37 protein-coding genes and 1 tRNA gene are annotated in these 25,512 nt (G+C 62.8%); 2 read left to right on the forward strand and 36 right to left on the reverse strand.

Annotation, left to right across the window (positions count from 1 at the left end; translation table 11 throughout):
• Positions 1 to 110: 110 nt before the first annotated feature.
• The 30 genes from KTJ89_RS11225 to KTJ89_RS11370 all read right to left on the reverse strand — a co-directional run bounded on the left by KTJ89_RS11225 (position 111) and on the right by KTJ89_RS11370 (position 20,775).
• The gene (locus KTJ89_RS11225; protein ID WP_259357794.1) at positions 111 to 650 is read right to left on the reverse strand and encodes a hypothetical protein; all 540 of its coding nucleotides are present in this window, start codon (positions 648 to 650) and stop codon (positions 111 to 113) included.
• 98 nt (positions 651 to 748) lie between these two features.
• Complete coding sequence (locus KTJ89_RS11230) at positions 749 to 1,264, reverse strand: phage tail tube protein (protein WP_259357795.1); 516 nt, start codon at positions 1,262 to 1,264, stop codon at positions 749 to 751.
• A 9-nt stretch (positions 1,265 to 1,273) separates the two neighbouring features.
• Positions 1,274 to 1,552: a hypothetical protein gene (locus KTJ89_RS11235; protein WP_259357796.1), complete on the reverse strand. Its 279-nt coding sequence runs from the start codon at positions 1,550 to 1,552 to the stop codon at positions 1,274 to 1,276.
• Positions 1,553 to 1,624: 72 nt separating this feature from the next.
• On the reverse strand, positions 1,625 to 2,047 hold the full coding sequence (locus tag KTJ89_RS11240) for a hypothetical protein (protein ID WP_259357797.1): 423 nt from the start codon (positions 2,045 to 2,047) through the stop codon (positions 1,625 to 1,627).
• Positions 2,044 to 2,436, reverse strand: coding sequence for a hypothetical protein (locus KTJ89_RS11245; protein ID WP_259357798.1), 393 nt, complete (start codon positions 2,434 to 2,436; stop codon positions 2,044 to 2,046). Before KTJ89_RS11245 ends, KTJ89_RS11240 begins: the two co-directional genes overlap by 4 nt.
• A gap of 9 nt (positions 2,437 to 2,445) precedes the next feature.
• Positions 2,446 to 2,850 (reverse strand): DUF6093 family protein, encoded by a 405-nt coding sequence (locus KTJ89_RS11250; protein WP_259357799.1) that lies wholly within the window; start codon positions 2,848 to 2,850, stop codon positions 2,446 to 2,448.
• Positions 2,847 to 3,440, reverse strand: a complete 594-nt coding sequence (locus KTJ89_RS11255) for a hypothetical protein (protein ID WP_259357800.1) — start codon at positions 3,438 to 3,440, stop codon at positions 2,847 to 2,849. Before KTJ89_RS11255 ends, KTJ89_RS11250 begins: the two co-directional genes overlap by 4 nt.
• Before the next feature lie 14 nt (positions 3,441 to 3,454).
• On the reverse strand, positions 3,455 to 3,880 hold the full coding sequence (locus KTJ89_RS11260) for a hypothetical protein (protein WP_259357801.1): 426 nt from the start codon (positions 3,878 to 3,880) through the stop codon (positions 3,455 to 3,457).
• 15 nt (positions 3,881 to 3,895) lie between these two features.
• Positions 3,896 to 4,714, reverse strand: a complete 819-nt coding sequence (locus tag KTJ89_RS11265; RefSeq protein WP_173151326.1) for a phage major capsid protein — start codon at positions 4,712 to 4,714, stop codon at positions 3,896 to 3,898.
• Positions 4,715 to 4,755: 41 nt separating this feature from the next.
• The gene (locus KTJ89_RS11270) at positions 4,756 to 5,415 is read right to left on the reverse strand and encodes a phage scaffolding protein (RefSeq protein ID WP_259357802.1); all 660 of its coding nucleotides are present in this window, start codon (positions 5,413 to 5,415) and stop codon (positions 4,756 to 4,758) included.
• Positions 5,416 to 5,486: 71 nt separating this feature from the next.
• On the reverse strand, positions 5,487 to 6,425 hold the full coding sequence (locus tag KTJ89_RS11275; RefSeq protein ID WP_259357803.1) for a VG15 protein: 939 nt from the start codon (positions 6,423 to 6,425) through the stop codon (positions 5,487 to 5,489).
• The gene (locus KTJ89_RS11280) at positions 6,422 to 7,882 is read right to left on the reverse strand and encodes a phage portal protein (protein ID WP_259357804.1); all 1,461 of its coding nucleotides are present in this window, start codon (positions 7,880 to 7,882) and stop codon (positions 6,422 to 6,424) included. Before KTJ89_RS11280 ends, KTJ89_RS11275 begins: the two co-directional genes overlap by 4 nt.
• Position 7,883: 1 nt before the next feature.
• The gene (locus KTJ89_RS11285) at positions 7,884 to 9,569 is read right to left on the reverse strand and encodes a terminase large subunit domain-containing protein (protein ID WP_259357805.1); all 1,686 of its coding nucleotides are present in this window, start codon (positions 9,567 to 9,569) and stop codon (positions 7,884 to 7,886) included.
• Entirely contained in the window at positions 9,550 to 10,005 is a 456-nt protein-coding gene (locus tag KTJ89_RS11290; RefSeq protein ID WP_259357806.1) for a hypothetical protein, read from the reverse strand. The genes KTJ89_RS11285 and KTJ89_RS11290 overlap by 20 nt, the downstream gene beginning before the upstream one ends.
• 703 nt (positions 10,006 to 10,708) lie before the next feature.
• Positions 10,709 to 11,395, reverse strand: a complete 687-nt coding sequence (locus tag KTJ89_RS11295) for a hypothetical protein (RefSeq protein WP_259357807.1) — start codon at positions 11,393 to 11,395, stop codon at positions 10,709 to 10,711.
• An 83-nt stretch (positions 11,396 to 11,478) separates the two neighbouring features.
• A complete protein-coding gene (locus KTJ89_RS11300; protein ID WP_259357808.1) occupies positions 11,479 to 11,811 on the reverse strand; it encodes a VRR-NUC domain-containing protein in 333 nt (110 codons plus the stop codon).
• Positions 11,808 to 12,986: a hypothetical protein gene (locus tag KTJ89_RS11305; protein ID WP_259357809.1), complete on the reverse strand. Its 1,179-nt coding sequence runs from the start codon at positions 12,984 to 12,986 to the stop codon at positions 11,808 to 11,810. Before KTJ89_RS11305 ends, KTJ89_RS11300 begins: the two co-directional genes overlap by 4 nt.
• A gap of 434 nt (positions 12,987 to 13,420) precedes the next feature.
• Positions 13,421 to 13,717 (reverse strand): hypothetical protein, encoded by a 297-nt coding sequence (locus tag KTJ89_RS11310; protein ID WP_259357810.1) that lies wholly within the window; start codon positions 13,715 to 13,717, stop codon positions 13,421 to 13,423.
• Positions 13,714 to 14,037 carry a hypothetical protein gene (locus KTJ89_RS11315; protein ID WP_259357811.1) on the reverse strand — a complete coding sequence of 108 codons (324 nt, stop codon included), beginning with the start codon at positions 14,035 to 14,037 and terminating at the stop codon, positions 13,714 to 13,716. Before KTJ89_RS11315 ends, KTJ89_RS11310 begins: the two co-directional genes overlap by 4 nt.
• Positions 14,038 to 14,394: 357 nt before the next feature.
• Positions 14,395 to 15,597 (reverse strand): RtcB family protein, encoded by a 1,203-nt coding sequence (locus tag KTJ89_RS11320; RefSeq protein ID WP_259357929.1) that lies wholly within the window; start codon positions 15,595 to 15,597, stop codon positions 14,395 to 14,397.
• Positions 15,598 to 15,627: 30 nt separating this feature from the next.
• Entirely contained in the window at positions 15,628 to 15,795 is a 168-nt protein-coding gene (locus KTJ89_RS11325) for a hypothetical protein (protein WP_259357812.1), read from the reverse strand.
• 2 nt (positions 15,796 to 15,797) lie between these two features.
• Entirely contained in the window at positions 15,798 to 16,151 is a 354-nt protein-coding gene (locus tag KTJ89_RS11330) for a hypothetical protein (RefSeq protein ID WP_259357813.1), read from the reverse strand.
• 88 nt (positions 16,152 to 16,239) lie between these two features.
• Positions 16,240 to 17,067 (reverse strand): hypothetical protein, encoded by an 828-nt coding sequence (locus tag KTJ89_RS11335; protein WP_259357814.1) that lies wholly within the window; start codon positions 17,065 to 17,067, stop codon positions 16,240 to 16,242.
• A 305-nt stretch (positions 17,068 to 17,372) separates the two neighbouring features.
• Entirely contained in the window at positions 17,373 to 17,900 is a 528-nt protein-coding gene (locus KTJ89_RS11340) for a hypothetical protein (RefSeq protein ID WP_259357815.1), read from the reverse strand.
• Entirely contained in the window at positions 17,897 to 18,436 is a 540-nt protein-coding gene (locus tag KTJ89_RS11345) for a DNA N-6-adenine-methyltransferase (RefSeq protein WP_259357816.1), read from the reverse strand. The genes KTJ89_RS11340 and KTJ89_RS11345 overlap by 4 nt, the downstream gene beginning before the upstream one ends.
• A gap of 376 nt (positions 18,437 to 18,812) precedes the next feature.
• The gene (locus KTJ89_RS11350; protein WP_259357817.1) at positions 18,813 to 19,031 is read right to left on the reverse strand and encodes a hypothetical protein; all 219 of its coding nucleotides are present in this window, start codon (positions 19,029 to 19,031) and stop codon (positions 18,813 to 18,815) included.
• Positions 19,028 to 19,246 carry a hypothetical protein gene (locus KTJ89_RS11355; RefSeq protein ID WP_259357818.1) on the reverse strand — a complete coding sequence of 73 codons (219 nt, stop codon included), beginning with the start codon at positions 19,244 to 19,246 and terminating at the stop codon, positions 19,028 to 19,030. Before KTJ89_RS11355 ends, KTJ89_RS11350 begins: the two co-directional genes overlap by 4 nt.
• Complete coding sequence (locus tag KTJ89_RS11360) at positions 19,243 to 20,034, reverse strand: Rha family transcriptional regulator (RefSeq protein ID WP_259357819.1); 792 nt, start codon at positions 20,032 to 20,034, stop codon at positions 19,243 to 19,245. The genes KTJ89_RS11355 and KTJ89_RS11360 overlap by 4 nt, the downstream gene beginning before the upstream one ends.
• Before the next feature lie 118 nt (positions 20,035 to 20,152).
• On the reverse strand, positions 20,153 to 20,422 hold the full coding sequence (locus KTJ89_RS11365; protein ID WP_259357820.1) for a hypothetical protein: 270 nt from the start codon (positions 20,420 to 20,422) through the stop codon (positions 20,153 to 20,155).
• Positions 20,422 to 20,775 (reverse strand): hypothetical protein, encoded by a 354-nt coding sequence (locus tag KTJ89_RS11370; RefSeq protein ID WP_259357821.1) that lies wholly within the window; start codon positions 20,773 to 20,775, stop codon positions 20,422 to 20,424. Before KTJ89_RS11370 ends, KTJ89_RS11365 begins: the two co-directional genes overlap by 1 nt.
• 239 nt (positions 20,776 to 21,014) lie before the next feature.
• Here KTJ89_RS11370 and KTJ89_RS11375 point away from each other — a divergent pair, with 239 nt between their 5' ends.
• Positions 21,015 to 21,206, forward strand: coding sequence for a hypothetical protein (locus tag KTJ89_RS11375; protein WP_259357822.1), 192 nt, complete (start codon positions 21,015 to 21,017; stop codon positions 21,204 to 21,206).
• Positions 21,207 to 21,430: 224 nt separating this feature from the next.
• Here the strand turns inward: KTJ89_RS11375 and KTJ89_RS19375 are convergent, their stop codons facing one another.
• A complete protein-coding gene (locus tag KTJ89_RS19375; RefSeq protein ID WP_374990271.1) occupies positions 21,431 to 21,673 on the reverse strand; it encodes a MerR family DNA-binding transcriptional regulator in 243 nt (80 codons plus the stop codon).
• 110 nt (positions 21,674 to 21,783) lie between these two features.
• On the opposite strand from KTJ89_RS19375, the gene KTJ89_RS19380 reads away from it, so the two are divergent.
• Positions 21,784 to 22,125, forward strand: a complete 342-nt coding sequence (locus tag KTJ89_RS19380; protein WP_374990277.1) for a helix-turn-helix domain-containing protein — start codon at positions 21,784 to 21,786, stop codon at positions 22,123 to 22,125.
• Here KTJ89_RS19380 and KTJ89_RS11380 read toward each other — a convergent pair.
• From KTJ89_RS11380 to KTJ89_RS11400, 5 genes are all read right to left on the reverse strand, one after another.
• A tRNA-Lys gene (locus tag KTJ89_RS11380) sits at positions 22,087 to 22,159 on the reverse strand. The genes KTJ89_RS19380 and KTJ89_RS11380 overlap by 39 nt on opposite strands.
• 204 nt (positions 22,160 to 22,363) lie before the next feature.
• Positions 22,364 to 22,684 carry a GroES family chaperonin gene (locus KTJ89_RS11385; protein ID WP_039209700.1) on the reverse strand — a complete coding sequence of 107 codons (321 nt, stop codon included), beginning with the start codon at positions 22,682 to 22,684 and terminating at the stop codon, positions 22,364 to 22,366.
• Positions 22,677 to 22,961 (reverse strand): DUF3618 domain-containing protein, encoded by a 285-nt coding sequence (locus KTJ89_RS11390; protein WP_062862037.1) that lies wholly within the window; start codon positions 22,959 to 22,961, stop codon positions 22,677 to 22,679. The genes KTJ89_RS11385 and KTJ89_RS11390 overlap by 8 nt, the downstream gene beginning before the upstream one ends.
• A 96-nt stretch (positions 22,962 to 23,057) precedes the next feature.
• Entirely contained in the window at positions 23,058 to 23,780 is a 723-nt protein-coding gene (locus KTJ89_RS11395; RefSeq protein WP_259357823.1) for an ASCH domain-containing protein, read from the reverse strand.
• 6 nt (positions 23,781 to 23,786) lie between these two features.
• Positions 23,787 to 25,415, reverse strand: coding sequence for a hypothetical protein (locus tag KTJ89_RS11400; RefSeq protein WP_259357824.1), 1,629 nt, complete (start codon positions 25,413 to 25,415; stop codon positions 23,787 to 23,789).
• Positions 25,416 to 25,512: the final 97 nt, after the last annotated feature.

A 25,512-nucleotide genomic window follows, 5' to 3' on the forward strand; every position in this document is an offset into this window, starting at 1 on the left:
GGACGAGAGGAGCCGACCATCCTCGTCATAGACGTAGGTGGTGGTCGGCTCCCAGCCGTTGAAGCGTTTGACGCTGATGCCGAGGCGTTCAGCCGCCTCGACTTCGCGCCTCAGCTCCGGTTCACGCCGGAGGCGATCGGTGAAAAAGGGACTGTCGTCGAACTCCTGTTGAGATTGAGCACAGCGTTCGTGAAGTCGGAGTACTGCCCATCAGTGAACTCCGCCGACTCTTCTTTCCAGTCGTCACCGGTGAAGTCGATCTTCTCGCCGGTGGTCTTCTTCCAGGCACCAACGATTGACAGGGCGATCGCGTCGTCTCCGAACGTGTCGGTATTGAACCCAAGCGCATTGTCGACGTCGTTATCCTCGCGTGGCGGATGCTTCGCGATCACCTCGGCGTACTCAGCTCGCTTCAGCGCCTTGAGCTTGATGCAGACTGTGGACTCGTCCATTTCCGTCTCGAGTTCCTGCACACGCTTCGCCTTCGCGCGTGCCTCCTTCGAGTACGGACTGTTCATACGATCAGCCGAAGACTGAGTCCGGTTGAGCTTGTTGAGTTCTTCGACCGCCGACTGGTGTTCTCCGAGGAGTTCGAGGTTTGTGACGACGTTGATGATGGTGGTGGGGCGGGTTGTGCCGAGCTTCGACATGGTGCTTCTCCTGTTCTCTCCTGTTTTGGGTGGTGGGGTGATGCCCTGGCCGTGCGTGGACAGGAGAAAAGCCACGCACGGCCAGGAGTAAGGGTGGGTCAGGCAGCCGCGACGATCGGCTTGTCCGTCTGCACGTCCGCGAAGATGAACTGCGGGATCGTGGACCGGGTCACCGAGTTCGCCTCGGGTGCCAGGAGCTGCTTCTCACCGGCGGTGGCTGGGTAGATGCTGACCTTCTGGCCGACCGCGAATTCCTCCTCGTAAGGCACGCCGACACGCTCCACGAAGTAGCCCTGGGCGCCCTCGGTGATCGTCTCGACAGCCTCGTTCGCGTCGGCTTCGTTGTCGGAGTTGGTGTTGTCGATGACGGTGATCGACAGACCCGGAGTCTTGCGACCCGGGCGACCGAACTCCTGCCGCGAGCACATGCGCGGATCCGAGATCGTTGCCTGCTCCTTGGTGGGGTTCCAGCCGTCACCAGTCAGGTAGCAGCTGATGTCGAGAGCACCATCGGCATTGAGCTCGTTGAGCTTCGGAGCCTTGGTGTCTGCGATAGCCGGGACGTACACGACCTTGAAGTTGCCGTCCGCCGGCGTCGATGGAATTTCAGCCATGACATGGCCTCACTTTCTTGAGTTAGCCCGAGCCGGCTTCGACTCAGGTGTTTCGGCAGCCTCAGCGGGTGCTTCGGTCTGCGAGTCCGACGCCGGGCTGGTGTCGGACGGACCCTGCTCCGCGGCCCGAGCCGACTTCACAGGGACGTGATGCTTCGGCGGCCGCGGCGAGCGTGCACGCGGATACCGGGCAGATTCGAGGAGTTCGAAGGCGGTGCCGATGCGGGGGTCGCCCTCCGGCACGTCGAACTGGTGCTTCGTGGTCTTGTCCTTCACGCGGACGTACATGGGGCCTCCTGGTGTGGGCATGACGAAGGCCCCGCGCCGGGACGGTGCGAGGCCTGTGGTGGGTTGGACGAGTCAGTTGCGGGCGGCGGTGAGTTGGTACTCGAGGACCGTGTACACCGGGTGCCGGTTCGCGGTCGTGAGGGTGATCGTTTCGTCTTCGACGATGTCGCGTGCGTTGAGCATGCGCACCGGCGACAGCGACCATCCGACCGCAGTAGGGCGAGCGCCTTCGAGGATCGGGTCGAGCTTGTCGACGATGACGCGGACCGAGGTGAACGTGATGCCGGCGATGGTGACGGTGATGCGGACGCTTTGCGCGTGCCTGGTGCCGGCCATGGACCGGGAGAGTGTGTTCGGGATCTGGACGCGGGCGACGGTCCACGGGAAAGCGGACTCGACGTACTGGCCGTTCTCGTTGGGCTTCACGGCCTCGAACAGTGTCCCTTCGGGGAACATGGCCTCGATCGCGTCTGAGAGGGCGAGGATGCTGCTCACAGTGCGTCTCCGAGCTTCTTCATGTACTCGTCGATGGAGTCGAACTCCCTTTCGACTGGTTCGTCGAAGTCGAGAGTGCCGCCGCCACCGTTCGCGCCTCCGAAGTAGGCGATGGCCGCGCCGGGGCCTCCGCCGGGATTCTTCCCGGTTGGTTTGTCGTTCTCCGGGCCGATCTCCACCTCGGTGGTGTTCTTCCGCTTCGTGGTTTCGTAGCTGATCTTCTTCGCGAACTGCTTGAAGTACCGCGACCCTCGGGCATCTTCCTGCAGGTTCTTCTTGATCTGCACGGCACCCTTGGCCAGCACGGCTTCCGCTTTTGAACGAACATCGGAGTCGAACTTCTCGAGCGCATCGACGAGGTTCTGAGTCTCTGAGGTGTCCAACGGCATGGTTCCTCCTCAGTCAGCGATGTAGTCGACGAACACGCGGTACGCGGTGGCGAACGTCTTGAACGGGGCCTCCTGCGTGATGCGGAACTTCCGGCCCACCAGCAGCGAATCCATGCGGGAGTCGGTGACCTCGACGACGTCGCCGACGTTGATCCGGTACGCGCCGACCGGCAGGTGGACGGACATGCGCTGGACCGTGAGAGCGGTCTCGGCGGTGTTCTTCTCCTGCTCGTAGCCCTCGTAGGACTGCAGCTTGCACTTGCCGGTGTAGACGTCGGCATACACCGGGACCACCTTCCCGGTCTCCCGGTCGGTGGTCTCTCCGGTCACGCGGCGGATGAGGCACTGATCTTGCATCAGAGCCTCGGCGCGGCGGCGACCCCGCAGCGTGACTGCGCGTGCCCGTGCGCTCATAGTGAATTCACCACGGCCACAGACCCACCGAACCGCTTCCGCAACGCCTTGCGGGTGCGTTCAGGCAGATCCATCGGAGTGACCTGCTCGATGCCCTCACCAGACGTGGCGTAAGCCTCCCGGTAGTCGTCGACCCCCATCGAGGACATGCGACCGTTCTGCAGATCCCAGCCGCCCTCGCGAGACGCGATGAGTCCCGCGATCACCATGGATGCACAGAGCGTCTGGATGTCCTTCGGCGTGACGTCGAAGCCATGGAAGTAGGTGATCCGCAGAGTGGGAAGAGCAGCGCCGCATGCCCAGCCTTGCGCTCGGTACACGCCATTGCTTGCCACTCGGTAGGTGTTCGGGTCGATCAGTTCACCATCAGCACGGATCTCGTCGACTCGACGAATCGGGGCACCAGGCAGGTTGAGCAACCGCTCGTTGAGCCCGAGCACCTCGATAGTTGACGTCTCGGCGAGTATGCCCGTGCCGGCGGCAGAGGTTATGGCTGACGATGCCGATTCGATGAGCTCATTGACCGTTGCGGTCTCGGAGTCCTCGAAAGTCTCGCCGTAGAGCGCGAGCGCCGTGGGTTGGATCAGCATCGTCAGTCACCCCCTCATTCGTCGAACAGTGCGCGGATCTCGTCGCGCTTGAGCCCGTCGAGCTGTTCCTCTGCGAACCCCTGGGCGAGCGCGTAGGCCTCCCATTCGCCGCGGGACGCGTTGCCGGACGGGACGGCAGGCGTCTCAGTGGAAGACTCGTCCGAATCATCGTCGGAATTTTCCACCTGTTCTTCGGACTGTTCGCCCTGGTCAGCCGGGTCCGAGTTGGTCTCGTGGAAGGAATCGTCCGAGTTAGCCTCAGAATCTTCCACCTCGGAGTCCGACTGGGCCTCCTGCTCCTCGGAGTCGGCTTTGCCCTTCTTGGACTTCTTCTTGCCCTTGGCCTCGACTGCCACGACGTGGCCGCCGCCGATCAGCCCGGAGGCGACCGACGGGGCCACGTCGAAGACGAGACCGTTGGGTCCCTTCACGAGAGTCATGAGTGAACCTCCCGATCAGGCTGCCGTGTAGACAGCGATGGCCTTTGGGCGAACAACCTTTGCGCCGTAGACGTGGAGGCCACGCAGTCGGTCAGCGAACTTGTTCTCGGCGCGCATCGCCTCGGTCTTCTGGATCTGCGACACGAACGCCAGAGACGAACGGTGCATGGCCACGACCTGCGGGGCGTCAGTCTCGGGCAGGTTCTCCGAGCCGTACCCGTCGAGTCGCAGGATCTTGCCGAGAGAGGCGTTGCGCAGGCCCTCGGTGGTCCCGGACTGATCAGCGTTGGTCATCTTCGAGTCATGCTCGAAGAGCAGCGCCTCGAACTCAGCGTTCGCGACGAAGACACGGTTCTCCTTCGGCACGGCAGCCTTGTTGAGGGCCTTGACCAGGTCGCGCAGAACATTCCACGCGGTCTTCGCATCCGTTGCCGGAGCGCCGGGAGTCACGGCGGTGCCGTTGGTGACGGCGAGCGCGGCGAGGAACTTGTCAGCATCTTCGACGAGTCCGTCGGCGGCCGACTTGGTGTACTCGTTGAGGTTGCCGGCGGCCTGGGCGCGGTCGATGTCGTCGACGTAGAAGTCGAAGTTCTTCTCCTGGTCGACGTCGAGCTCGATGCCGGTGTCCGAGATCGCGTCAGCACTGGTGGTGCGGTTCGCAGCCTTGTAGTCCTTGATCGCGATCGGCACCGGGCTGGTGATGTGGAGCTTGTTCCCCGAACGAAGATCGCCCTCGTACTCACGGTTGGTGAGTCCTGCCCACACCGCGGTGTGGCGGAACTCGGTGAGCATCTTGGCCGACCAGATCTCCGGGATGAAATTGGTAATCGCCATGGCGATCGTCCCTTCTGGTTAGGTGACTTCCCTGGTGGGAGTCATGAGGTTTCGATCCGGCCCTCGTTGTAGGCCTTGGTAATCTCGTCCGGAGACATACCCTTGAGATCGTCTTTCGTGAGCTTCTTTTTCCGCGGCTGTTTGCCACGCCCGGAGTCGAAACTCGCGTTGCCGCCTTGCGCGGCTAGTTCGGGGTTCTCTTCCAGCAGGTCGGAAATGGCCTCCTGGATTTGCTCGGTGTCGACGTCCCCGTTCTCGTCAACATCGAAATCTGTAAGGTCGAGCAGGCGGAGAGCGAGCGCCGGGTTTCGGAGCTTGCCGGCAGCCGCGGACTTCACCTCGGAGCGGATCACGCGGGCGTTGGCTGCGGTCATCGCCTCGGCTCGGGCTTCGGCGCGGGCCTGCTCGAGTTCGTTCTCCTCGGGCGTCTTGTCTTCCGCCGCCAACTGCCTTTTGAGTTCGGCGATCTCGGCCTCGCGTTCCTTCGCGAGCTTCTTCGCCTCATTCCGAGCAGTCTTCATACGGTCGAGGGCCTGCTTGCCCTTGTCGCCGAGCGAATCGCTGCCGTCCTCGTCGTCATCCTCGTCGTCGTGATCGTTGATCGAGTCGTCCTCAGTCGAGGTGTCCTCGTCAAGGTTGGTTTCCTCGTCGTCACTGTTCTCGGTGAGTTTCGGTTCGTCAGCGGGTTTGAGCGTTGACATGGGTGTTCTCCTCCTGCATTGCGCATGGTGGGGTGCCGCCACGCTTGCCGTGGAGGCGGGGAATCTGTGGGTCAGACGAAGTAGCCGTACTCGGTGAGCAGGCTGACGAAACGCTCCTTGTCGGAGCCGGAGCGGCGGAGTATCTCGTCGACGGACAAGCGGCTGTACCCGCGTCGGCCAGCCTCGGAGGTGATCTTGTAGTAGCCGCGCTTTCCTACGCCTTCGGCGGTGAACCGGCCTGAGGTGGTCATACCTCGGCGGGAGTTGACCACTTGGTTCATGTCAGCGCCATTGCGGATCGCCTCGGCGCCGGCCTTCGTATAGATGCGGTCCTGCTCAGCAGCAGTCAGTGCGTCGAACGCTTCGTACGGGTCTGTGGCGAAGGTGTCGGCCATGGACTCCTGCGCGGGGATATGAACGCACCGGCAGTGCGGGTGGCGGAGGAACCCGGTGTTCCACGCGTAGTAGCGGCCAGCGAGCACTGAGCATCGTGCGCAGCACCCGAGAGAAGCCATGCGTACGTACCCGACCTTCTGTCGCGTCGAGCCGATCCGGATCTGCGAAGAGGCACGGCCCGCGTCAGCGACTCCGTACTGTACGAGCTTCGACAACTCCACCAGACCCGTCTGCATGGCCTCATTCGTCGAATACCCGCGCCCGATGTGGTCGAGAGCGTGGTAGGCGACTCCGGCGAGCGCCGCGTCGAGTGTTGCGCCGGTGGCGGGCATGGTGCCGACGATTGCTTCCTTGCGGATGCGTGCGTCGAGAGGGTCGATGTTTTGTTCGTTGAAAGCGAGGTCGAGGGAGGCGTCTGCTGACTCGATTGTGCGGGTCTGGGCGACCATCAGTGCGGCGATGATCGATGTGGACAGGATCTGCCAGGATGAGACGATCGACCCGGGGTTGACCTTCTTCCAGGCCCCGGCGGCACGTATGTACGCCGCGTTCGTCAACTCAGCGGTGGTCTGCTTGTGGCGGGACGCTGCGCGGACGACGTCGGCGGTACTCATAGTTGCTCTTCGACGTCCTGAGGCTGTTCAGGCAGGCCGGAAGTGGTCATGCGTTGAATGACCCCGAGCGGATCCTGTTCCTGCTCTTCCTTGATCATCTTCATCACACGGTCGATCTCGTGCGGAGGCAGACCGTCCTGCTCGAGGATGTACTTCATGGGGTAGCCGAGCTGCTTCTTTTTGAGCAGAGCATCGGCGCGCTGCGCGTCCGATCGGTATTGAGGGTCGGCCCACATCGGGGTGCCGGCGGCGATCGCGTCGGCTTCCTTTTCCGAGCGGTTCATGGCCAGCGCGGTGAGGTAGTTGATGGTGCGTACGTCTTGATTGACGAAGAGGATCGACTGTCGGGCTCTGGACACGAGACCGGCTTCAGAGATCGTCAGCGCCTCGGCGGCGGTGTTGACCATCTTCCCGGACAGGTAGTGCGGCGGGGTGCGCGTCTGCGCGGCGATATGCTCGACGGCCTGCTGGGTGACCTCGAGGAAGGGGCCGATCTGCGCGGCCGACCACTCATGGGGCTTCGCGTCGGGGCCGGGCACCCAGAGAACTTTCTCGCCGGTGAGGCTGTCGAGGTCCACTGGTCGGTATCCGACAATCTGCCCGTCTTCGCCCAGGATCGGGACCTCAGGGACGTCGGCGCCGGTGATGATCCGCTGAGGCAGGGACACCATGTCGAGAGCGTTGAGGAGGTACGCCCAGGTGAGATTGATTGCGTCTTGCATTGCCATGACACCCGAGATCTCTGAAATCGGCTGGTCAGGGCGGAGGAACGACCGGTTCTTCATCTCCACGATCGGGACCTGGCCGAGCGGGTTGCGTGCCGGCCAAGTGTTGTCGGTGTTGTAGTGGCGAGGTTCCCACCCGGTGCCGAGGTCGACGGGTCGGCCCATGCGCGCCTCACGGTCTTCTGATGTGCTGCGCTGGAACTTCCAGACCTCGTCGGCCGTGTAGAGGGTGGCGTACTCCCATTTGTCGTCCGCCCACATGATCAGAGCTGCACGTCGTATCCCGGTGGCCGGGTCCTCGTCGACAATGGTCTGTTCGGGGTGCTCGAAGGTGATGCGAGGCCGATCGACACGGTCCGTGGGGGACACGAGCGCGAAAGCGCGTGCGGCCGCCGAACGGACAGCGAGCGCCTCCTGGATTCCCGCGTCTGCGCCGGTGGCTTCCCAGGCGCGTGCCAATCCGGTGTCGGCGCCCAGCTTCTCGGCCGGCCGGAGACCGAGATAGACCATGCGCTCACCAACGGCCTCCACGACTGGGGCGCACCAGTTGTCGGTGAAGCCCTTGTAGCGTTGCTGGAAGCTCTCCTTGAACTTGTCCGAGGCGAATCGGAGACGGCCGGTCTCTCCGGTGAGGTAGTTCATGCGCTTCGTAATGTCGCCGCGGCGCAGCTGCAACGCCTGCGAGAGCTGGTCTGTCACCTGCTCTGCTTGCTCAACGGAGAGAGTTGGCATGTCACCTCCATTTCGTTGATGTGCCGGTGTAGATCGTGGACTTCTTCGTGTTCTTCGCGCCCGACTTCACCGCATCGAGCGTGGCCTGGTGGGCGAGGACCGAGGACATGGTGAGGTCGATCTTCTGATCCTCAGAAGCCTTCTTGATGTAGTACTTCCCGAAGCCGCCGACAGCGGACTCGACAGCGTTACGGATGTGGATCGACACCGTCTCGTCGGCGTCATGAGAGAACTCCGACTCAGGGTCGACGACGGTCATCTTGAACGCTTCCAGCGCCTCCCACATCTGGCCGAGACGGTTCGTCGCGAACTCAACGATCACGTCGCCGTACTTCGCCGACCACTCAGCGAGCTCGGTGCGGTAACCGAACGGGTCGAAGTAGGCTCGGACAACTTCGTACTCAGAGAGGATGTCGGCGAGCGCCGCATCGACCTCGAGACGGGGAATGCGGCCGTCCCATCGGCGTGGATCCCAGATCGTTTTGCGGGCACCGTTGTGGTAGGTCGGGGTGAACTGGTGGAAGTCGAGTGTCTCGGCGCGGAAACCGGTCCAGTCGTTCGTCTCCGAACCGTCGAATCCTAGGCAGATCTTCGTGCGCGGCTTCACCTCGACGCGAGGTTCGGCTGCGCGGAGGTCCCACACGGTCTGTTTGATCCAATGCGCGGAGCCGGCGACGATGCGGTTGCCGTAGAACCGTTCCGCCTCGGCGGGGTGCTCGCGCATGAGGTCCTTCGCGGTCTTCTCAATGTCGCGGAGGTCGACCCAGGGCGAGAACTGGTAGTTGTAGCGGAAGATCTGCATCCGCTCGCCAGGTTTCTCGAAGTCGAGGTGCTTCGGCGGCGGGAAGTGGTGGACGTAGACGTCGTCGAGGCCCGACTCCATCGTGTCCTTCTGCAGCCAGGACGACTCTGCCGGGTCCGGCGGGTTCGAGGACTCGACCATGCGCCCGCCCATGCCGCCGAGACCACGGAGAAGGGTGCGATTGAACTTCCGCATCTTGTTCGAGTCCGTGTACAGGCCCGTCTCATCGGGGAACGCCGCCGAGATGCGAGCACCGAGCTTCGAATCAGCCTTCGAGGTGACGATCTCGATCAGAGAGTCACGGTTGCCGTTCGGGTGGCGAATGAACTCCTCACCCGTCTTCGGGATGACATTGGCCAGAGGCCCGAAGTCGATCATCGGGACGAGCGCGCCCCACGTGTTCTCCACCTGGTCCTCAACGACTGCGGCGAGCTGAATGCGCGGAGTGGCGCGAGGCCGGCCCGTCGGCTCACCAGGCATGAAGTCGTACTCCCACCCGCACGGGCACCGATGCTCAGCGCACCGGTACGTCTCACCCCCGGTGGCGAACCCATCGAACTGCGACGGCCCAACGAACTCGATCAGCGCGTGACCAGCGATTCCCGGCGACTTGCCGATCTTCTGCGCGGCCACCCATGCTGAGCGGCGGTAGTGGAACGCTGAGGCGAGCTCGCCGCGCTGCGCGTCCGGGCGGACGATGTAGTGGTTGGCGAGGAAGATCTTGTGATCGATCGTCGGCTCGAACATCTCACCGGACATGTCCCCGTCCGGGACCACTGCGTGATTGGCGAGCCAGTCCGCGAGGAAGTACCCCATCGTCTTGATGGGGTGAGGTATCGAGTAGTTCGGGCGCGGGACCTTCCGATCAGCCTGCACCGTCGTCACCCTCAGACGGGAAGAGCTCCGCGATCTGCTGGGCGGTCGACTGGCGTGGCTTCGCCTCGGCGGCCGGCGCCGATGCCTCGGACTTCTTCTGCAGCTCTTCCGTGGAGGCGTAGCGCCACTTGTGACGGGCCATGCCGGAGAGGTTCACGCCGAGGTCTTCGGCCATGATGCGCATCTGCGTGAGTCGCGAGGCCGGGACGTCGAAGTTCTCGGTCTCGATCGACACGAGCAGACGCACGTAGATCGCGAGAGTCACCTGCTGGTGTTGGGACTCCCAGACGATGGACTGACCCATCTTCCAGAACTGCCGCCACAACTCGCGCTCACGATCAGTAAGACCAGGCTTGAGCGGCCAGTTCGGGGTTCGCCGGCGGTCAACACGCTCGGGCAGCTTGATCCACCCGTCCTCATTGCGGCGCTGACGGTAAGAGTTCAAGTCGGCCGGCGGGCCGCTACGTGCGCGTGCACCTCCTGATGCCATGGTCGATACCTCACTTCCGGCACCCTTGCGGCACCATCACGACGAGGCATTGCGCCCCGCGAAGTCCAAGAATTGCACCCGTCCTGACCTGGGGTTTCGGGATTTTTTGAACCCGACGCCGGTTACTTAACCCTCCCCGGCGGTACCTGGGATTGAGGGCCGAGGGGGTCACCCCCCGGGGGTCTATACTGACAGGACGACTTGCTTAGTCGAGTTGCCGGAATCCTCCGGGCTGGTGGACTGCTGTCTCCGCTGAGTGGCACGGCTTGCACAGGCCCCGCCCGAAGCTCGGGTCGTTCGCGTTGAGTCCGAGGTCCTCGAGCTCACGGCGCGAGCGAGGATAGTGATCGGCTTCGGTGGATGGTCGACGATGACACAGGATGCAGATCGGGTCTCGTGCGAGGACTGCCTCACGGAAGGTGCGCTTATGCCGGCGACCATAGCCTCGGGCTGTGGGTGATCCACGCAGTCGCTCGGCCTCACGGGCACAGTCGTCGCACAGCCTCACGCCCTTGGGCACGAGGTTTGGGCAGCCCTTGCCGTTGCACACCTTCTTCATCGACTGCCTCCGAACATGACAGAAGGCCTGACCGGATGAACCGCGTCAGACCTTCATCGCCACCTCTGGTGACTCTATGAGTATGGTACGTGACAGATGTCAAGCATTTCGGTAGGCGCGTGCCGTGCGGCGTGTCTTCCTCATCATCACTGATCGAACATCACCAAGACGATACAGACGCGAACCACGTTGATCCTGACCAACCGAACGCAACAGCACTCGACCACGAACGTCCTTCCTCGTCGCCCATTGCCTCGCCTGATCGTAGGTGATCTTCTCACCTGCAGCTCGAAGCGTGTCGACGATCCGAGGCAACGGCGCTTCGTATCCCTCGATGCGCCTGAGTCCCTCACGCCTGCGAGCACGCACATCGATCTGTGCCTTGCACCTACTGTTGGGGCAGACCATGATGTCCTCACCCATGGCAGGCCACAGGTCCACACCACACGACGGGCAGGTGCCAACGAACACACGCTCAGGTGGAATATCAATCTGCTCCAATGCACTCAGACACTGCTCGAGCAGACGATCATGCCAAGCCTCAGCCTGCGCATGCTTGACCACCCAATCCCTCAACGGATCGAGACTGGCCACCAACTCAGGCACACTCAACATCCGATGCCTCGGCCGCTCCTGCTCTGACACCCAAGCAGCAAGCATTGACCTGAGCACCTCGGTGATCCGGTCGAGCACTTCTACTGCACCCACTCGGTACAAGATGGGGGTGGCATCCGATGATCGCCCACCACTGGCCGGGATCGTCGCATCCTGCCTGAGGATTGACACCTCCAACTCCTGAGCCAACGGACCACACATACGCACCAGATCAGGTAATGAGGCAGACCGAACATCACGGGCATCCCACATCGTCAACGTCCTCTCAGTTCTTTCTCGACACGACCACTCACCCAATCGCGGGGCCGCCACACGTCCACGTCCTCACCGACCAGCAACAAGGTGGAGATCCACACCTTCTGCTCCGCCGATGTCGTGCCAGTCTTCGACTTCAACTCACGCCAGATCACACGACGCTGCTTCGGATGCACCAACACCAGATCCGGGAACCCCGGTGTCGAGCGACGCGAGTCGAAGGTGTGATAGCTGAGCCAGCCCATCTGTTTGGCCAGAGCAATGATCTGATCCTGCAGCTGTCTCTCCGACATGGCCTTAGCTTGGAGAGCCCGGTAATCCTGTACCTTCACCGCTTCCTCCTCTTCCGCTTCTTCTGAGCAGGAGAGTTCACAAGGGCAACAGGTGGCGCCGACCGTCCAGGCCCAGCCCTGCCAGTACCGTCACGTACCGAACCCTTACCGTCCCGACCCGACCCGGCATATCCAGATCCTGGATGCACACGACCTGCTGGAACCTGCTGGAACCTGCTTGGTGGCTCTGCGGGGTCACACTCCGACTGGTGGGTGTCGGGCGGTCCCTTCGGTCCAGAGCCGGTGCCTGCGGGGTCTGACTCCGCCTGGGTGGCGGATAGTCCCTCGGACCAGACTGTGTCCACCGCGGGGTCATCACACGACGGGTTGCCGTGCGGTCCCTCGGGCCGGTGAACGTCTCCCGCGGGGTCACGCTCCGCCTGGGTGGCGGGCTGTCCCTCGGACCGGGATGCAGGGTTCTCAGGTGTCTTCTGTGCTGCGGTGCCGGCGTCACGGCCGGGCGGTACACGCCCGGCTCTCACGTCGGCTTCTGCCGTGTCGGGGAGGACGATGTTGTGGGTGATCACGTACTCGTGGGTGCGCAACCACTCCAACGTCTTCGGTTTGAAGTAGGGCTTCTTCGGCGGGGGCATCATCTGCTTCTCACGATGAGCCCGCGGCGCATCGAGCAAGGCCGCGTTGCATCTGCCGCAGGCGACCACCATGTCTTTTGGTGACTGCACCTGCCTGTCCAGATGGTCGTACGTTCCTGCCTTCTGGCCGCGCCGGTCGCCTTGGAAGTTGACGACGAGGCCGCAGTAGCGGCACGCGTCACCGTCGCGGAGGCGCACGGGGATCGTGAGTGCAGGGTTCGAGTTGTCGAGCTTGCGTTGGCGTTCCCATTCGATCTCCTCTCTCGTTCGCATGTGGATGAAGGTGTCGTCGTTGATGAGCTTGTATCCCTTACGTCGCCCATCCTCGTAGACCACCTCGGTGAAGTAGCCTGCGGCGAGCGCGACGTCGATGAGTTCTTGGGCTCGGGCTTGTCCAGCCATTTGCACAGCGGTGCCGTGGCTGATGATGTAGTCGGTGAGGTGAGCAGTGGATTGGAGTGCACAGCGCCAGACGAACCCGAATGCCTCGTTCAGCAGCCTGTCGTCGCATCGTTCGTCTTCGAGGACGGCGAGGACGACGGGGTGGTTAGCGGCGGTGTCGCCGCCTCTGAGCCAAGGCATCCGGGTTATCTCCTGTGGTGGTGTTCGTCAGTGAGTGGGTTCGAGGTGGCAAGTGCAGCCACATGAGGCGAGCGCATCGGTGGTGTCGTCCCAGGCTTGGCCGTCGCACTTGCGGCAGTTCCGGTCTCGGCACTCGGGAGAGTGCGGTGACTGGTAGCCGTGGCCGCGACTCCGAAAGTTGACCAGTTCCGGCCCTGACTCCCCGATGAATGCCCGTCCTGCCATGTTGCATTTACACCCTGGCCAGTGCAGGTTGCAGGATGGTCGGCGTTCGCTGGTCCGGATGTACTGTCCACTGTCGAGCAGCCACCTCCGGTGAGCCATCCCCCACTGGTGGCGGTTGCGGTTCGTACCGTAGCGTTCGATGCCGTAGCGGAACGAGTCTGCGATCAGGCCACCCGCAGCTATCATTTGTCGGCTTGGTGAGTGCGTCATCAGTCCTCCCCGAGTAGTGCGGTGATGACCTCGCGTGCGCTGTCCATCCATGCGCTCTTGAACTCGACGTCTCTATCGCCTGCAGGTCCGCCTGACAGGTCTTCGTTCGTTGGCCATCCTTCGCCTATGTAGTAGCCACGTTGTTCGATCAGAACCAAGGCCACTCTTTCGACTGCCTCGTCGGTGCGGAGTTGGTCGCGCATCCATTTCGCCCCGGTGAGTACGTGGTCGGTGCGCGGGTGGACTTTGCCGTCCGTTTCGGTGCACGTCTCGATCAGCTGCTCGTCCCAGTTCATTGCGTCTCCCACTTCCCGACGACGCGCTGCGCCATGTCCTCGGTGACCGGTTCGTCGTCTCGGGCGAGGTCGGTGTCGGAGACGAACCGGCTCTCCAGGATCAGCCCCAGACCATCGATGACAGCGTCGGCGATCGCGGTCAGATTCGGCGCGGCACCATAGTTGTCACCGAGGATGGGAAACTCATCGTCGGCCTCGCTGATCGCGTCAGAGATCCTGGTCCGCAGTTCTTCTCTCCGACGGACGCACTTCTCGTGGTGCTCGTCCGATTCCATCCCGGCGAAGCAGCTATTGCAGAAGACCTCGGTGTCCTCGCTCATTGCGGTGGTCCTTTCACATAGGTTTCGTCGACCCAGACGCGGCCGCAGCAGTGGCAGTGCCAGCCGACCGTTTCCGGGGACAGGTCTTCATTGATGAAGATCGGGTCCTTGTGCTCGTGGTGGCAGAGGAACGACACAAGACGCGGTTCTGCCTCGCACAGGACCTTCTCCGTGATCGCCTCGTGCGGACATTCCTCGTGCCCGGATTGCATCACGGTTGTTCGAGCTCTCTGCTGATGTCGTCACGCAGGCTTCGTGCTCTTCTGCTCTTAGAGTCGAGTGCTTCGTGGAAGCGAATCATGTTCTCGATCCGCTTCTGCCGAGCCAGCTCGGTGAGCGCTTCCGCCTCGGTCATCGTCAGTCGCCCTTCACGTTGACGATCTGGTGGAACGTGTGCCGGATTTTCACGAGATCGGAGGCGTCGTCCATGACCTGGTCGATGTCCTTGTACGCCTGGGGGATCTCGTCGATGAACGCGTCCGTGTCGCGGTACTCGATGCCCCGCATCGCTTCACGTAGCTGGTCGTGGGTGAACGTCTTGCGGGCCTTCGAGCGAGAGAAGTTGCGGCCGGCACCGTGCGGGGACGAGTTGAAGCTCATCTTGTTCCCCAAGCCCTCGACCACATAGGAAGCGGTGCCCATGGAACCGGGGATGAGACCGAGCTGCCCTTCGCGTGCAGAGATCGCGCCCTTGCGGGAGATCCAGAAGTTGCGGCCGAAGTGGTGCTCCTTCTGTGTGAAGTTGTGGTGGCAGTTGATGCGCTCATGCTCGACCACCTCGGCGCCCATGTAGGTGGCGAGCGCTTCGAGTACCCGGTCCATCATCTCTTCGCGGTTGAGGAGCGCGAAGTGCTGCGCCCAGTTCAGTTCGGCGATGTAGTGGTCGAATTCGGGCGTGCCTTCGACGAGGTAAGCGAGGTCGTTGTCGGTCAGGTCGATCCAGTACTTCTTCGCGATATCCTGGGCGACCTTGATGTGGTGTTGGGCGATCTTGTTGCCGATGCCGCGGGATCCTGAGTGGAGGAACGCCCACACTCGGTGCTCTTCGTCGACGGTGATCTCGATGAAGTGGTTGCCGGATCCGAGAGTGCCAAGCTGGTACTCCCAGTTCTGTGCGTACCGTTCCGGTCCGCCGGTCACAACGTCCAGGGGGACGCCATCCATTTCGGCCCACATGTCCTCGAGCTCTCCGATCCGCGTTTCTGCGGTGTAGGTGAGCGTGGTGTTGTAGTGGCCGGCGGACAGCGGGACGCGGGACTCGATGTCCTCCCGGAGTGCAGTGAGGGTGTTCGCGCCTCCGGTGCGCAGCTGGTCCTCGGTCCATTGGGTGCGGACGGCGATCATGCCGCAGCCGATGTCGACGCCGACCGCGGCCGGCATGATCGCATTGTCCGTGGGGATGACAGAGCCGACGGTGGCGCCCTTGCCGAGGTGCGCGTCAGGCATGAGTGCGAGGTGCGGATGTACGAACGGCATCTGCGATGTGGCGAGCGCCTGGGCTTCGGTGTCATGCTCGAGGATGGATGCCCAGTTGTAGAGCTTCGGTGCGAGCTGGTGGATGGTCATTCTGATTCTCCTGTTCTGGTGCTTCTACCGGTTGGCCTTGTTGATTAGTGCGGCCATGCAGTCTCCACAGATCTCGCCGTCGTCGCCGGAGTACCAGCCGATGGGCATGCCGGTGAGTACCTGCAGTGGGTTGTAGTCGTAAGCGTCTCTGGCGGTTCGTGCGCGGCCACAGTTATCGCAGATAGGCATCATGGTCAGAGTCCTTTCGGGACGACGGGGCGGGCGTGGACGCCGTCAGTGGATGGGCCGGGGTCGCCGTCGTACCCGGCGACGTAATGCTGATGGTCGGACATGTCGTGCGGGTGCCAGCACACCTTGTCGCCGTACTTGATGTCTTCCACGCGCACGGGTTCGACGAGGTTGGTGCCGGCTTGCGCGGCGATGGTGGCCATGAACGCGCGACGCATCTTCTCGCCCAGATCGCGAGCGGCCTTCTCGTTTTCAAGCTGCCTGATCCGCGCCCGTTGCCGGCGGCGGGTTCTTTCGTAGATGACGGTGGCGGTGATGGATAGGGCGAGGGCTGTGAGGGAGATGATGAGGCTGATCATTTTCTTGCCTTCCAGTGCTGTCGGATGATGATGAGCTTTGCCACCAAGTGCGCGGGGCCGGCGAGGAACTTCTCGAGGAGGATGAGCATCACTGGAATCCCTTCACGAGCTCCTGGCCAACACCAGTCAGGTCGGCAAACCAACGGGACCGGGTCTTCTGCCGGTCATCGGCGAGCGCTGCTTGTTCGTTGCTGTCGGTGACGGTGGATGAGGCGATGAGGCCGTAGAACAGGCCGTCAGCGGTGACTCGCCAGAGGCTGTCGGTGATGGAGTCGACCTCGAAGTCGGTGCCCCATTTCTTCGCCGAGGTGACGAATAGTTCCAGGCACTCCGCCGGGGCCGCGTAGGTGCGGGTGGCGCGCGGGTTCTGGGCGGCCATGGATTCGAGGATCTTCGCAGTGCGCGCGAGATTCTGCGTCGGCTCCAGGACCGGGAGGGTGAGGGATTTGCCTTCGAAGAGGCCGGTGCGGTCGGTGGCGCGGATGCGGATCTTGTCCGGGCCGGTGCCGGTGATCGTGAGTTCGACCTCGGGGTCCCATGCGTCCTTCGGGGTGAGGCCGGCGAACCCCATCAGCTGCTTGGCCATGACCGGGGTGAGGATGATCGAGTCTGCGACCACGTCCCCGGTGACTCTGGCCCCGTCTCGTGCTGGTGTCTTCGTGACGATCGATGTGCGACCGGAGGAGGCGAGGATGAGCACGTTGTCGTAGGTGAACACGAGACCAACATGGTGATTGTCGGAGGCGTCGTCTTTCGCGACGTGCGGGAGGACAGCGGCGAGCGCCGTGGTGAGTTGGATGGGGTTGATGCGCGCGGAGAGGTCGCGGGTGATGCGGCGGGTCTCTCTGGCCTCCTTGCCGTCCATGAAATCCTTGACGACGGCGAGGTGGTCGTCAGCATCCTTCTTCGCGTTCATGCTGAGCTCTCCTTCACGCGGACGTGGTTGCAGTTCTCGCAGCACCAGCCGCGTCCGTTCTTTTGCCCGGCGGTGCATGCGAGTGGTGTGGTGCCGCATGATCGGCAAGGGAACACCGGGTGGTCGCAGTAGCGGTGGGAGCAGTTCTTACTCAGTGGCATCAGTAGCCTCCTTCGGTGAGTGAGTGCAGTCTTTGCAGCATCCGTGGCCGCGGTCTCGGGTGAGGCCCTTGCAGGCGACGATGGTGCCGCCGCAGTTTCGGCAATGGCCCCACTTCTCGCGGGTGGACTCGGACTTCGGGATCGTCATGCCCATGCCCTTTCCCGCCATGCCTCTGATCCCCACACCTTCGTAGCGAGGCGAGCGCGATACTCCGCCTCGGCGGCGAAGTGGGAAGGTGGGCACTTCTTCCGCTTGGTGGGGTGCTCGTGTTTGTGGCATTGGCGTCGCCAGGCGTCGTATCTGGGGTCGTTGTCTGCGAGTTTCTGGGCGATGTCGGCTCGCATTGCGACGAACGACATGAGCATGCAGACGCCGTGCTCCGCCATGCGTGGCCCGCCCGGCAGGTACTGGTTGCCGTCTTCGTCGAACTGGACTCCGTGGCCGATCGTGAGAGCCTTGCGGGCCTCGACCTGGCGGCACCCGATGCATTCCTCTTCGCCGTACCACCAGTCAGTCGAGTGGTCCTCGTACCATTCGGAGAGGCCGGCAAGCCACTTCAACATCACCCGGTCGGTCTGGCCGGATGCTGCGTCGATGACCTTCCGTTCCTTGTTGTCGGCAGGTTTGCGGATCATCTCGAAGATGTCGATCTGCCCTGGTGTGTTCGTCATGATGTCCACCACCCGTTGACGACCGCCCCGGATAGCCCGCTATCGATGAGCGCTTTCACGTTCTGCCGGCCATACGCGACGAGTACGGATGGTGCTCCGCTGTTCGCTTTCGCCTCGGTGCCGTCAACGTGATGGAACGACAACCGCTTGTGGAGGAACAGCATGCCGTCGGCCTTCTCCCACACCTGTTCACGGAACCCTTTCGTCTCTGTGCGAGCGAAGACGAGAGCGATCCCGTTTCCGTGATCTGCGAGCTTCGCCAACCACTTCCACACGTGCGCATATGGCGGGTTGCACCACACTCGGGCACCTTCTGGCCAAGGCGTGCGCAGCCCATCGTCTTCGAGAGTCATGTGCTGTCGTGCTGTCGGCCATGGTCGGTTGATAGGCGAACTCGGGTCGAGGTCGAACTCGCCGAGCGACTTGATAAGCCACGGAGGGGTGAGCCATTCGTCGCTTCCGCCGGAGTTCGATTCGTGACCGCCGACCGCCTTGCGCCTGGCCGGGGCTTCTCCGAACAGGTCCAGTTCAGTCATGGCTCCACCGCCAATGCACGAGCAGCGTCCATAGCCTCGGAGTGCGAGCTGAATCCGCCGTCAGGAAATATGTACTCGTCTCCGGCGACCACGACCGGTGCTCCGGTGTGGATATTGAAGTGCACTCGCGGTACGGGGTGGGAGTCGCACCAGTGCAGGCCGACACACACGTCCCGATGATGGTCGCGTTCGATCAACAGGCGCATCTGGTCTTCGTCGATGAGTCGATATACGGGCCCGCCGAGAAGTGGTTCCAGCCGATAAGGGTGGGACCACATACGCAGCCCGGATGAAGTGGACCAGCGAATGCGCTTCGTCCACGCCCGCCCCCGCCGGTCCGTGTACCGGCCCGATGCGAGAATTTTGTCGACGCGGGTCAGCACGGTGCCTCCTGGAATTCGAGAGGGCTGACGTGGTTCGACTTCATCCAGACTCGCGAGGACAGCAAGATCGCTTCTTCGAACGACCACACGGAGACGTAGTACTCGTACACCTTCGAATGCCGGTTCACGACGTACAGTTCCCACATCCGACGCGAATGCGGGGCGCTCGTCCACTTCGGCTGCTCCTGGCGGATCTTCACCTGGTACCTCACGACCGGCTCCCGTCCTTGGCGGCGATGCCGACCCACCCGATGACCCACAGCATGGTGAGGGCGGAGAGCCCGTTCGCGGTGAGGGTGATCGAGTAGGAGTAGAAGTAGCCAGCCATGCCGATCACGATCATCGGCAGATAGATGCTGAGCAGCCGGCGGAGGAAGTACACCTCACGCGGGAACCGGCGCACCTCGGCGCGCGTCTGTGCGCTCATGCCGCATCGCCGCCGTCGAACATGACCGGTTGAGTGAGGCCGAGCTTCGCGGCCAGGTCCTCGGAGTGGAACGAGAAGAGGTACATGGTCTGTCGCACCTGTCCGTTGTGGTGCCGGGGTGCGTTGTGCTGGGGGAGTACCTTGAACCACTCGACGTACCGGGTGCCCTGCCGGGGCCGCCACTCGAACTCGTCGACCATGCACCCTTTCGACTTGGACCACTTCTTGCCGATGCATCGGCGCACGGCGATCTTCTTCTCGATGAGCATCTTGCGCACCTGTGGTTCCGTTGTTCCCCAGTGAGACGCGAAGTACTCGATCGTCATGATGTCGTCGGTCTCGGCGACGAATCGCTCGTGGTAGCGAACCTTCGGGGCGTCGAGTTCGGCCTGCATCTTCGCGGCTTCGAGCTCCTTCTCGGCGTCGAGGACCATCTGGGCGAGCGCCGCGCGTGAGGGGAGTGTCGGCACCGAGGTCTTCGTCGCCTCGGCGAACGCTTTGACCAGGTTGACCTTGAAGTCGACAACCTGCGGTGTGTTCCGCATGAGCGTCAGTAGAGCTGTCGATTGTGCCTCGGTGAGGCGGGCGAACCGGGTTGGGCGCCCTCCCGACCTCCGCATTTCAAATGCGATAGTTCCGAATGCTTCTTCGATCACGCCGTGGTGGGTCTCGAGGAGTTGTAGCGCGGCGCGGTGTTCGATCCCTGCGTTCTCGGCGACGATCTCCGAAGTGGTGAACGGGACTCCGTCGATGACGTTGACGAGTCCGCTAGACTGGTTCGTAGACATTGGTTAGTCACCTTCCTGGTGTCTTTGGCCCTCAGCACTCCAACTGCTGGGGGCTTCTTCATTTGCAATGGCTGCGAGCAGGCCCCGGGGCTTCCCCCTCCACCGGGACCCACCCGGTTCATGGGGTCGGCTTCTGCCGGATCTTCGACACGACCTCGTCCTCAGTGATCAGGCGGAGCGCCGCTATGTTCGCGTCTGCTTCGTCGTAGATGTTGAGGAGCGTGTCGGCGACGGGATCGATGTTGTCCGGGTCCATGCCGTAGGAGACCGGGGCGGCCATGACCTCTTTGGCGAGCGCTTCGACGCGGTGCTTCGTGGCGAGCTTCATGTTGAACAGTGCATCGAGGCGCGACTGCTCCTGCTCGGTGGGGAATTCGGCGCGGGGCATCAGTCGCAGTCTCCTGCTGAGACGGAACGCAGCACTGCCGATTCCGGCAGGGTGGGTTCCGGGCGGAATCCAACCGGGCGGAGGGGCCACGCTGCGGCCAGGCGGAGGCGTTCGTCCTCCTCAGCGGCGATGCCAGCCTCGACGAGGTCTCGGCGTTCGCCGGCGACCATGTCGAACACGCTGTTCGTGGCCTGCTTTAGGACGGCTTCGATGCGTGCCAGGTGCGACATCGGGAAACCGTCGCGCTGTGCGCCGCGGTACTGGCGGAGGACTGCTGCGAGACGCTCAGCGTCGGTGATCGCCTGGTTAATCGTGGTGTTCCTGCGGATAGTGGCCGGGGTGGGTGTGGTCATCGTTGATCACTTCCTGACTCGGTGGATGGATTGTGGTGCGGCCGCTGAGACGTGGCGGCCGCACCGGTGGCAGTGGAATCCTCAACCGAGGTGTCGAGAGCCTCGGGAGGAGAGTCACTGCCGTCCCTTACGATGTCCCCAACGACAGAAGTAGCAGCTTCCGTCGTTGCCGTAGGCGCAGATACAGGGTCCGCGCCGTGACCCGCAAGGGAAGAATCATGGAACCTATGCACATCTCTATGAAGTTCGCCGAGACGATGGAGGAGAAGATCAAGTTTTACGAGCACCGTTTCGACGGCGCCGAGACGAGCGACGACAAGTTTGAGGTCGTTGCTGAGGCTTACAGAGATCTCTTCCAGGCTGTCGGCGAGGCGCTGATCCAGGTCGATGCGGCGTTGATCGCTCTTGGGGAGTCGTCCTCGCGTAGATGACCGGGTGCCGAGGCGGCCGAGCCTGTCGCCGACCTCCGCGAATTTTTGCTCGGTTCGGGCGCGCGCCTCGGCTATCTCGCCCTCCGAGCAGAGTTCCTGCTCGCCCGATCGAGGCGGCTGGCCGTACCCGAGTTCCTGCATTGCCTTCTGGTAAGCAGCAATTCTTTCGACATAGCGGCGAGCGCCTTCGTCGTTCGGCTCGTCGTCGGGATGGGTGACCGGGCTCATGACGCCACCCGCTTCGATGCGGGGGAGTCGTGTCCATTCGCAACCGGCGAGTCACCGGCTGCGAGCGCTTCGACGTCGCCCAGGAGGTATCGACGCTGATTCCCCGGAGTGCGTGTGGACTTGATCTTGCCTTCAGCTTCCCAGCGGCGAAGTGTGTTGGCGGCAACGCCGAGAATGCGGGTTGCTTCGCCGATCGGTATACGCTCGTCGGCGCTGTATCTATGTGTCGTTTGACTCATGCCGAGAATTTAACCATATCTACATGGGCGATGCAAGAATCGACACGACCGGTAAAATGATTGGTGTTTAGGGTTGTGTAGGTTTAGGTATGTCTGCTATTTTTATATCTATGAGTACAAACCCGCAGGTAGGACACAATGACGACGGTCTCTGGATCCCGGCGTGGAATTTTTCCGACCGCATCCGCCGTATTCGTCGTGAGGTTGGCGTGTCGCAGGACGTGTTCGCGAACGCACTCCAGGTGAAGAAGGTGACGCTGGGAGCATGGGAGTCTGGTCGCACCCAGCCTCGTGACCTCGTTGCCGTCGCGAAACGCATCGAACTGGCGTTCCGCGTTCCCGCAGCGTGGACTCTGGGTGTGAATGCAGAAAACCGCCGCCTGGATGATCCAAGCGGCGGTTCTGCCGAAGTGTGCACCCCCCGGGACTTGAACCCGGAACCCACTGATTAAGAGTCAGTTGCTCTGCCAATTGAGCTAGAGGTGCTTGCCGCACATGCTGTGCAACGAGAATTAATATTACTCAGGTGTCGACCGATCATGCAAACCGAGATCGGCCCATATTCAGTTTTGTGATGAAGGTCGCAAGCCCCTGGTCAGAATCCCTTTGCCCGCGAATCCGGCGACCCGGAACCCACTGATCAATAGTCCCTCCACCGCACCGGTTTCGTCCTCGATGCCCGGAGGCACTTCAGAGATACATTCCGGAACTCGACTGTTCGGCCGGTTCGGAGATCGCGTGGACGTCGCGTTCGCGCAACAGCACATACGCGCGCCCCTCGAGCTCCACCTCGGCGAGTTCCTCGGGATCGTAGAGGACGGTGTCGCCGAGGTTGGCCTGCCTCACGTGCGGGCCGGCCGCTACGACCTTGCCCCACACGAGGCGTCTGCCCATGCTGGCGGTGGCGGGAATGACGATGCCCGCCGAGGATTTGCGTTCCCCGGCTTCCGCGCTGGGTTCGAGCAGGATCCGGTCATGGAGCATCCGGATCGGTAGTGCGGCATCAGCCACGCTTGCGACCGGAGAGTCCGACGATGAGGGCGGCCACACCGAGGACGGCACCGGCACCGAGTGCGATGATCTCGGGCTTGGGGGAGCCGTCTTCCTCGACGACCTCGGACTTCGCCTTGTTGACTGCCCGCGTCGCCAGCACCTTCGGGTGGATGCGGCCGACGAGCTCGTCGATGTTCTCGGCGATGCGCTCCTCGCGCAGTCGGATCGACTCCGCGAGCTGCGCGGTTGTCGCCTGGTCGACGGTCACATCTGAGGTGTAGACGTTGTCAGTCATCGGGTCGAGTCCTCCCGGTCGAGAATGCTTTGCTGCGTCTGTGACCTTGTGCCACAGTGCTTCGCTGTCCAGCTTAGCGGCTGGGCACTGCGAGTGTCAGATATCGGCCGCGGTTCGACGGAATCTTACGATCTCGACGCTCGCGTCCGCGGGCATGGTCGGGTAGTGACCGCGGAGATTGGCGATATACCGCTCCAATCCACTCGAGCGGGTGAGGTCGAGATCCTCAGATCGCAGTTCGTCGAGTCGCTTCACCATCACCGAGGCGACTTCCACGGGGAGCGTGCCATGCGCGGTGTTCTCGAAGTACGCCAGAGCCGGACCCGTGCAGTGGCCTTCGTTCCACCGCACCGTCAGCGTCTTCGTCCCGTCCGCGACGGCCTCGAAGTATCTAGCGTGGAACCTCAGCAGCCGTTTGGGATCAGAATCCGGGTGCCGATAGGAGTGGGGGAGCAGGGCAGGGATCGGGGCAATCGACGTCTGGCCCGTGGTGTCGTCGGGTACGACGACGAGCGCATCGGGATGGAGGTCGAGGATGACCTGACGGCAGCGTCCGCACGGGGCCAGCACACCGCGGTTCCGGTCGCCAACCGCTGCGATCGTGACCAGGGGTCCGGCGTTCGCTGCCGCGGCGGCACCGATCACGACGAGTTCCGCGCAGTGCCCGCCGGTGAAGTGAAAGACGTTGACGCCGGTATGGATGCGACCGGAGGCGTCCATCGCGGCAGCGGCAACGGTGTGGTTGTCATCGCTGCCGAGTCCGCTAACGAGCTGCTCGGCAGCGGCGATGACTCGCAGTTCGGAGTCGAAGAGGTCCACGCGGCCTCATTCCTGTTTTCCGCGGCGTCCCATGAGGTAGATGATGAACCCGACCGCGGCCATACCGGAGGCGGCGAGGACGAAGATGGGCCAGGAGCTGACGATCGTGGAGATGATGGATTCGCCGAACGAGGTCGCCGGATTCTGGTTGGCTCGCGGGGACGGCTGATCGCCACCCGTGATGAGGTCCGTATCGTCTTTGGGCGCAGGCTCGTCGGGGTTGCGAGGCACAGGGTCCGAGTAGTCAGGGGTTTCGGTATCCTCGTCATCCCCGGGCAGCCATTCATCACCAGCATTGCCGGGAATGGTCTCGCGCTCATCATCGGGGGAGCCATTGCCATTCGACGGGTCCGGGGTGGTGCCGTCGGCATCAGAGGCTCCGATCGACGAGCCGGAACCATCCTTGTCCGATTCCTTCTCGTCATCGTCGCCGGAGTCCGAATCGGAGCCCGACCTGTCGGAATCGCTGCCGCGTGAGCCGTCCGAGCCTGAGCCGGTGTCGGCGTCAGATTCTCGGCCGTCGGAGTCCTTGTCACCCGAGGTGTTCGCGCGGTCCTTCGATCCCGAATCCGATGAGGTGGAGCCATCGGTCGAGGTGTCACTGTCCTTTGAGGTGTCGCTGTCCGCAGACGACCCGTCCTTGCTGGCCCCGCGGTCGTTCGCAGAGCCGTCGTCGGAGTTGTTCGCATCCTTGTCAGCAGTCTCTTCGCCGCCGTCGGTGGTGGAACCGCCGGACGAGGCCGCGCCATCGTCTGTTGCGGCGGAATCGCTGTCCGCCGTCCCACTGACGGTATCGGAGTTCGAGCCGTCCTGATCGGCGCCCTCCGGGTCGGCGGATGCTTCGGCGTCGTCGCCGGATTCGTCATCAGGGTAGGGCTGCCCGTCGGTGACGGCGATCTGGCCACCGTTGTTGAGCGCGAAAGTCCACTTTGGATCAGGCCCCTTACCGGCATCGAAGTTCTCGAACTTCACTGGACCGGAGCCGTCGGCACCAACGATCACGCCGTCTTTGTTGAACTGAACAGTGTCCGGGATAGAAGCCTGTGCGGTCGCTTCGGCGACGGGCTGGCCGCTGTCGTCGGTGTCGGAGTCGTTCGTGGTCGAGTCCCCGGAATGGGTGTCAGACGATTGGGCCGGAATGCGCTTCATCGCCTGTTTGGGGGCTTTGAAAGGCTTTCCGACCCAACTCTTCGGCAAGGTGCCTTCAGGGTCGTCCTGATCGTTCGCCGGAACGGACAGTCGACTGCCGATCCTCTGCCACTCGGCTGTGAGTTCGCCGTTGATCGCGCATGGATCGCCCGAGGTCCACTTCGGATCCGCGCAGGCCTTGTCACCCTCTTCAGCTGGATTGGGACCGCCGTCTCCGCCTTCGGCCTCGGCACTGCTGTCGTCGGCGCTACTCGAATCGTCGTCGGCACCGTCAGCACCGTCTGCCGACGAATCAGCGTCGTCCGCGGACGTGGAATCTGCTCCTGCGGAAGCACCAGCCTCGGCACTCGAACTGGCGTCTGCCGTGGGGGTGGGACTCGGCTGCGCGAATGCAGGAGTGAACGTCGCCGAGATAGGTAGTGCTGCCAGGGCAAGCGCTGCGCCGATTGCGGCGGCTCTGCGGCTGAACCTGTGTGAGACTGGCACTACGTTCCTTCGCGGTGGGGATTCCGACTTCATTGGGTCAAGGGGACATGACGTTCAGACACATCGAGCACTATCTTAATGTCTCGGCCAGATGTGT

The organism is Brevibacterium sediminis, assembly GCF_024895295.1.
Taxonomy (GTDB): Bacteria; Actinomycetota; Actinomycetes; order Actinomycetales; family Brevibacteriaceae; genus Brevibacterium; species Brevibacterium sediminis.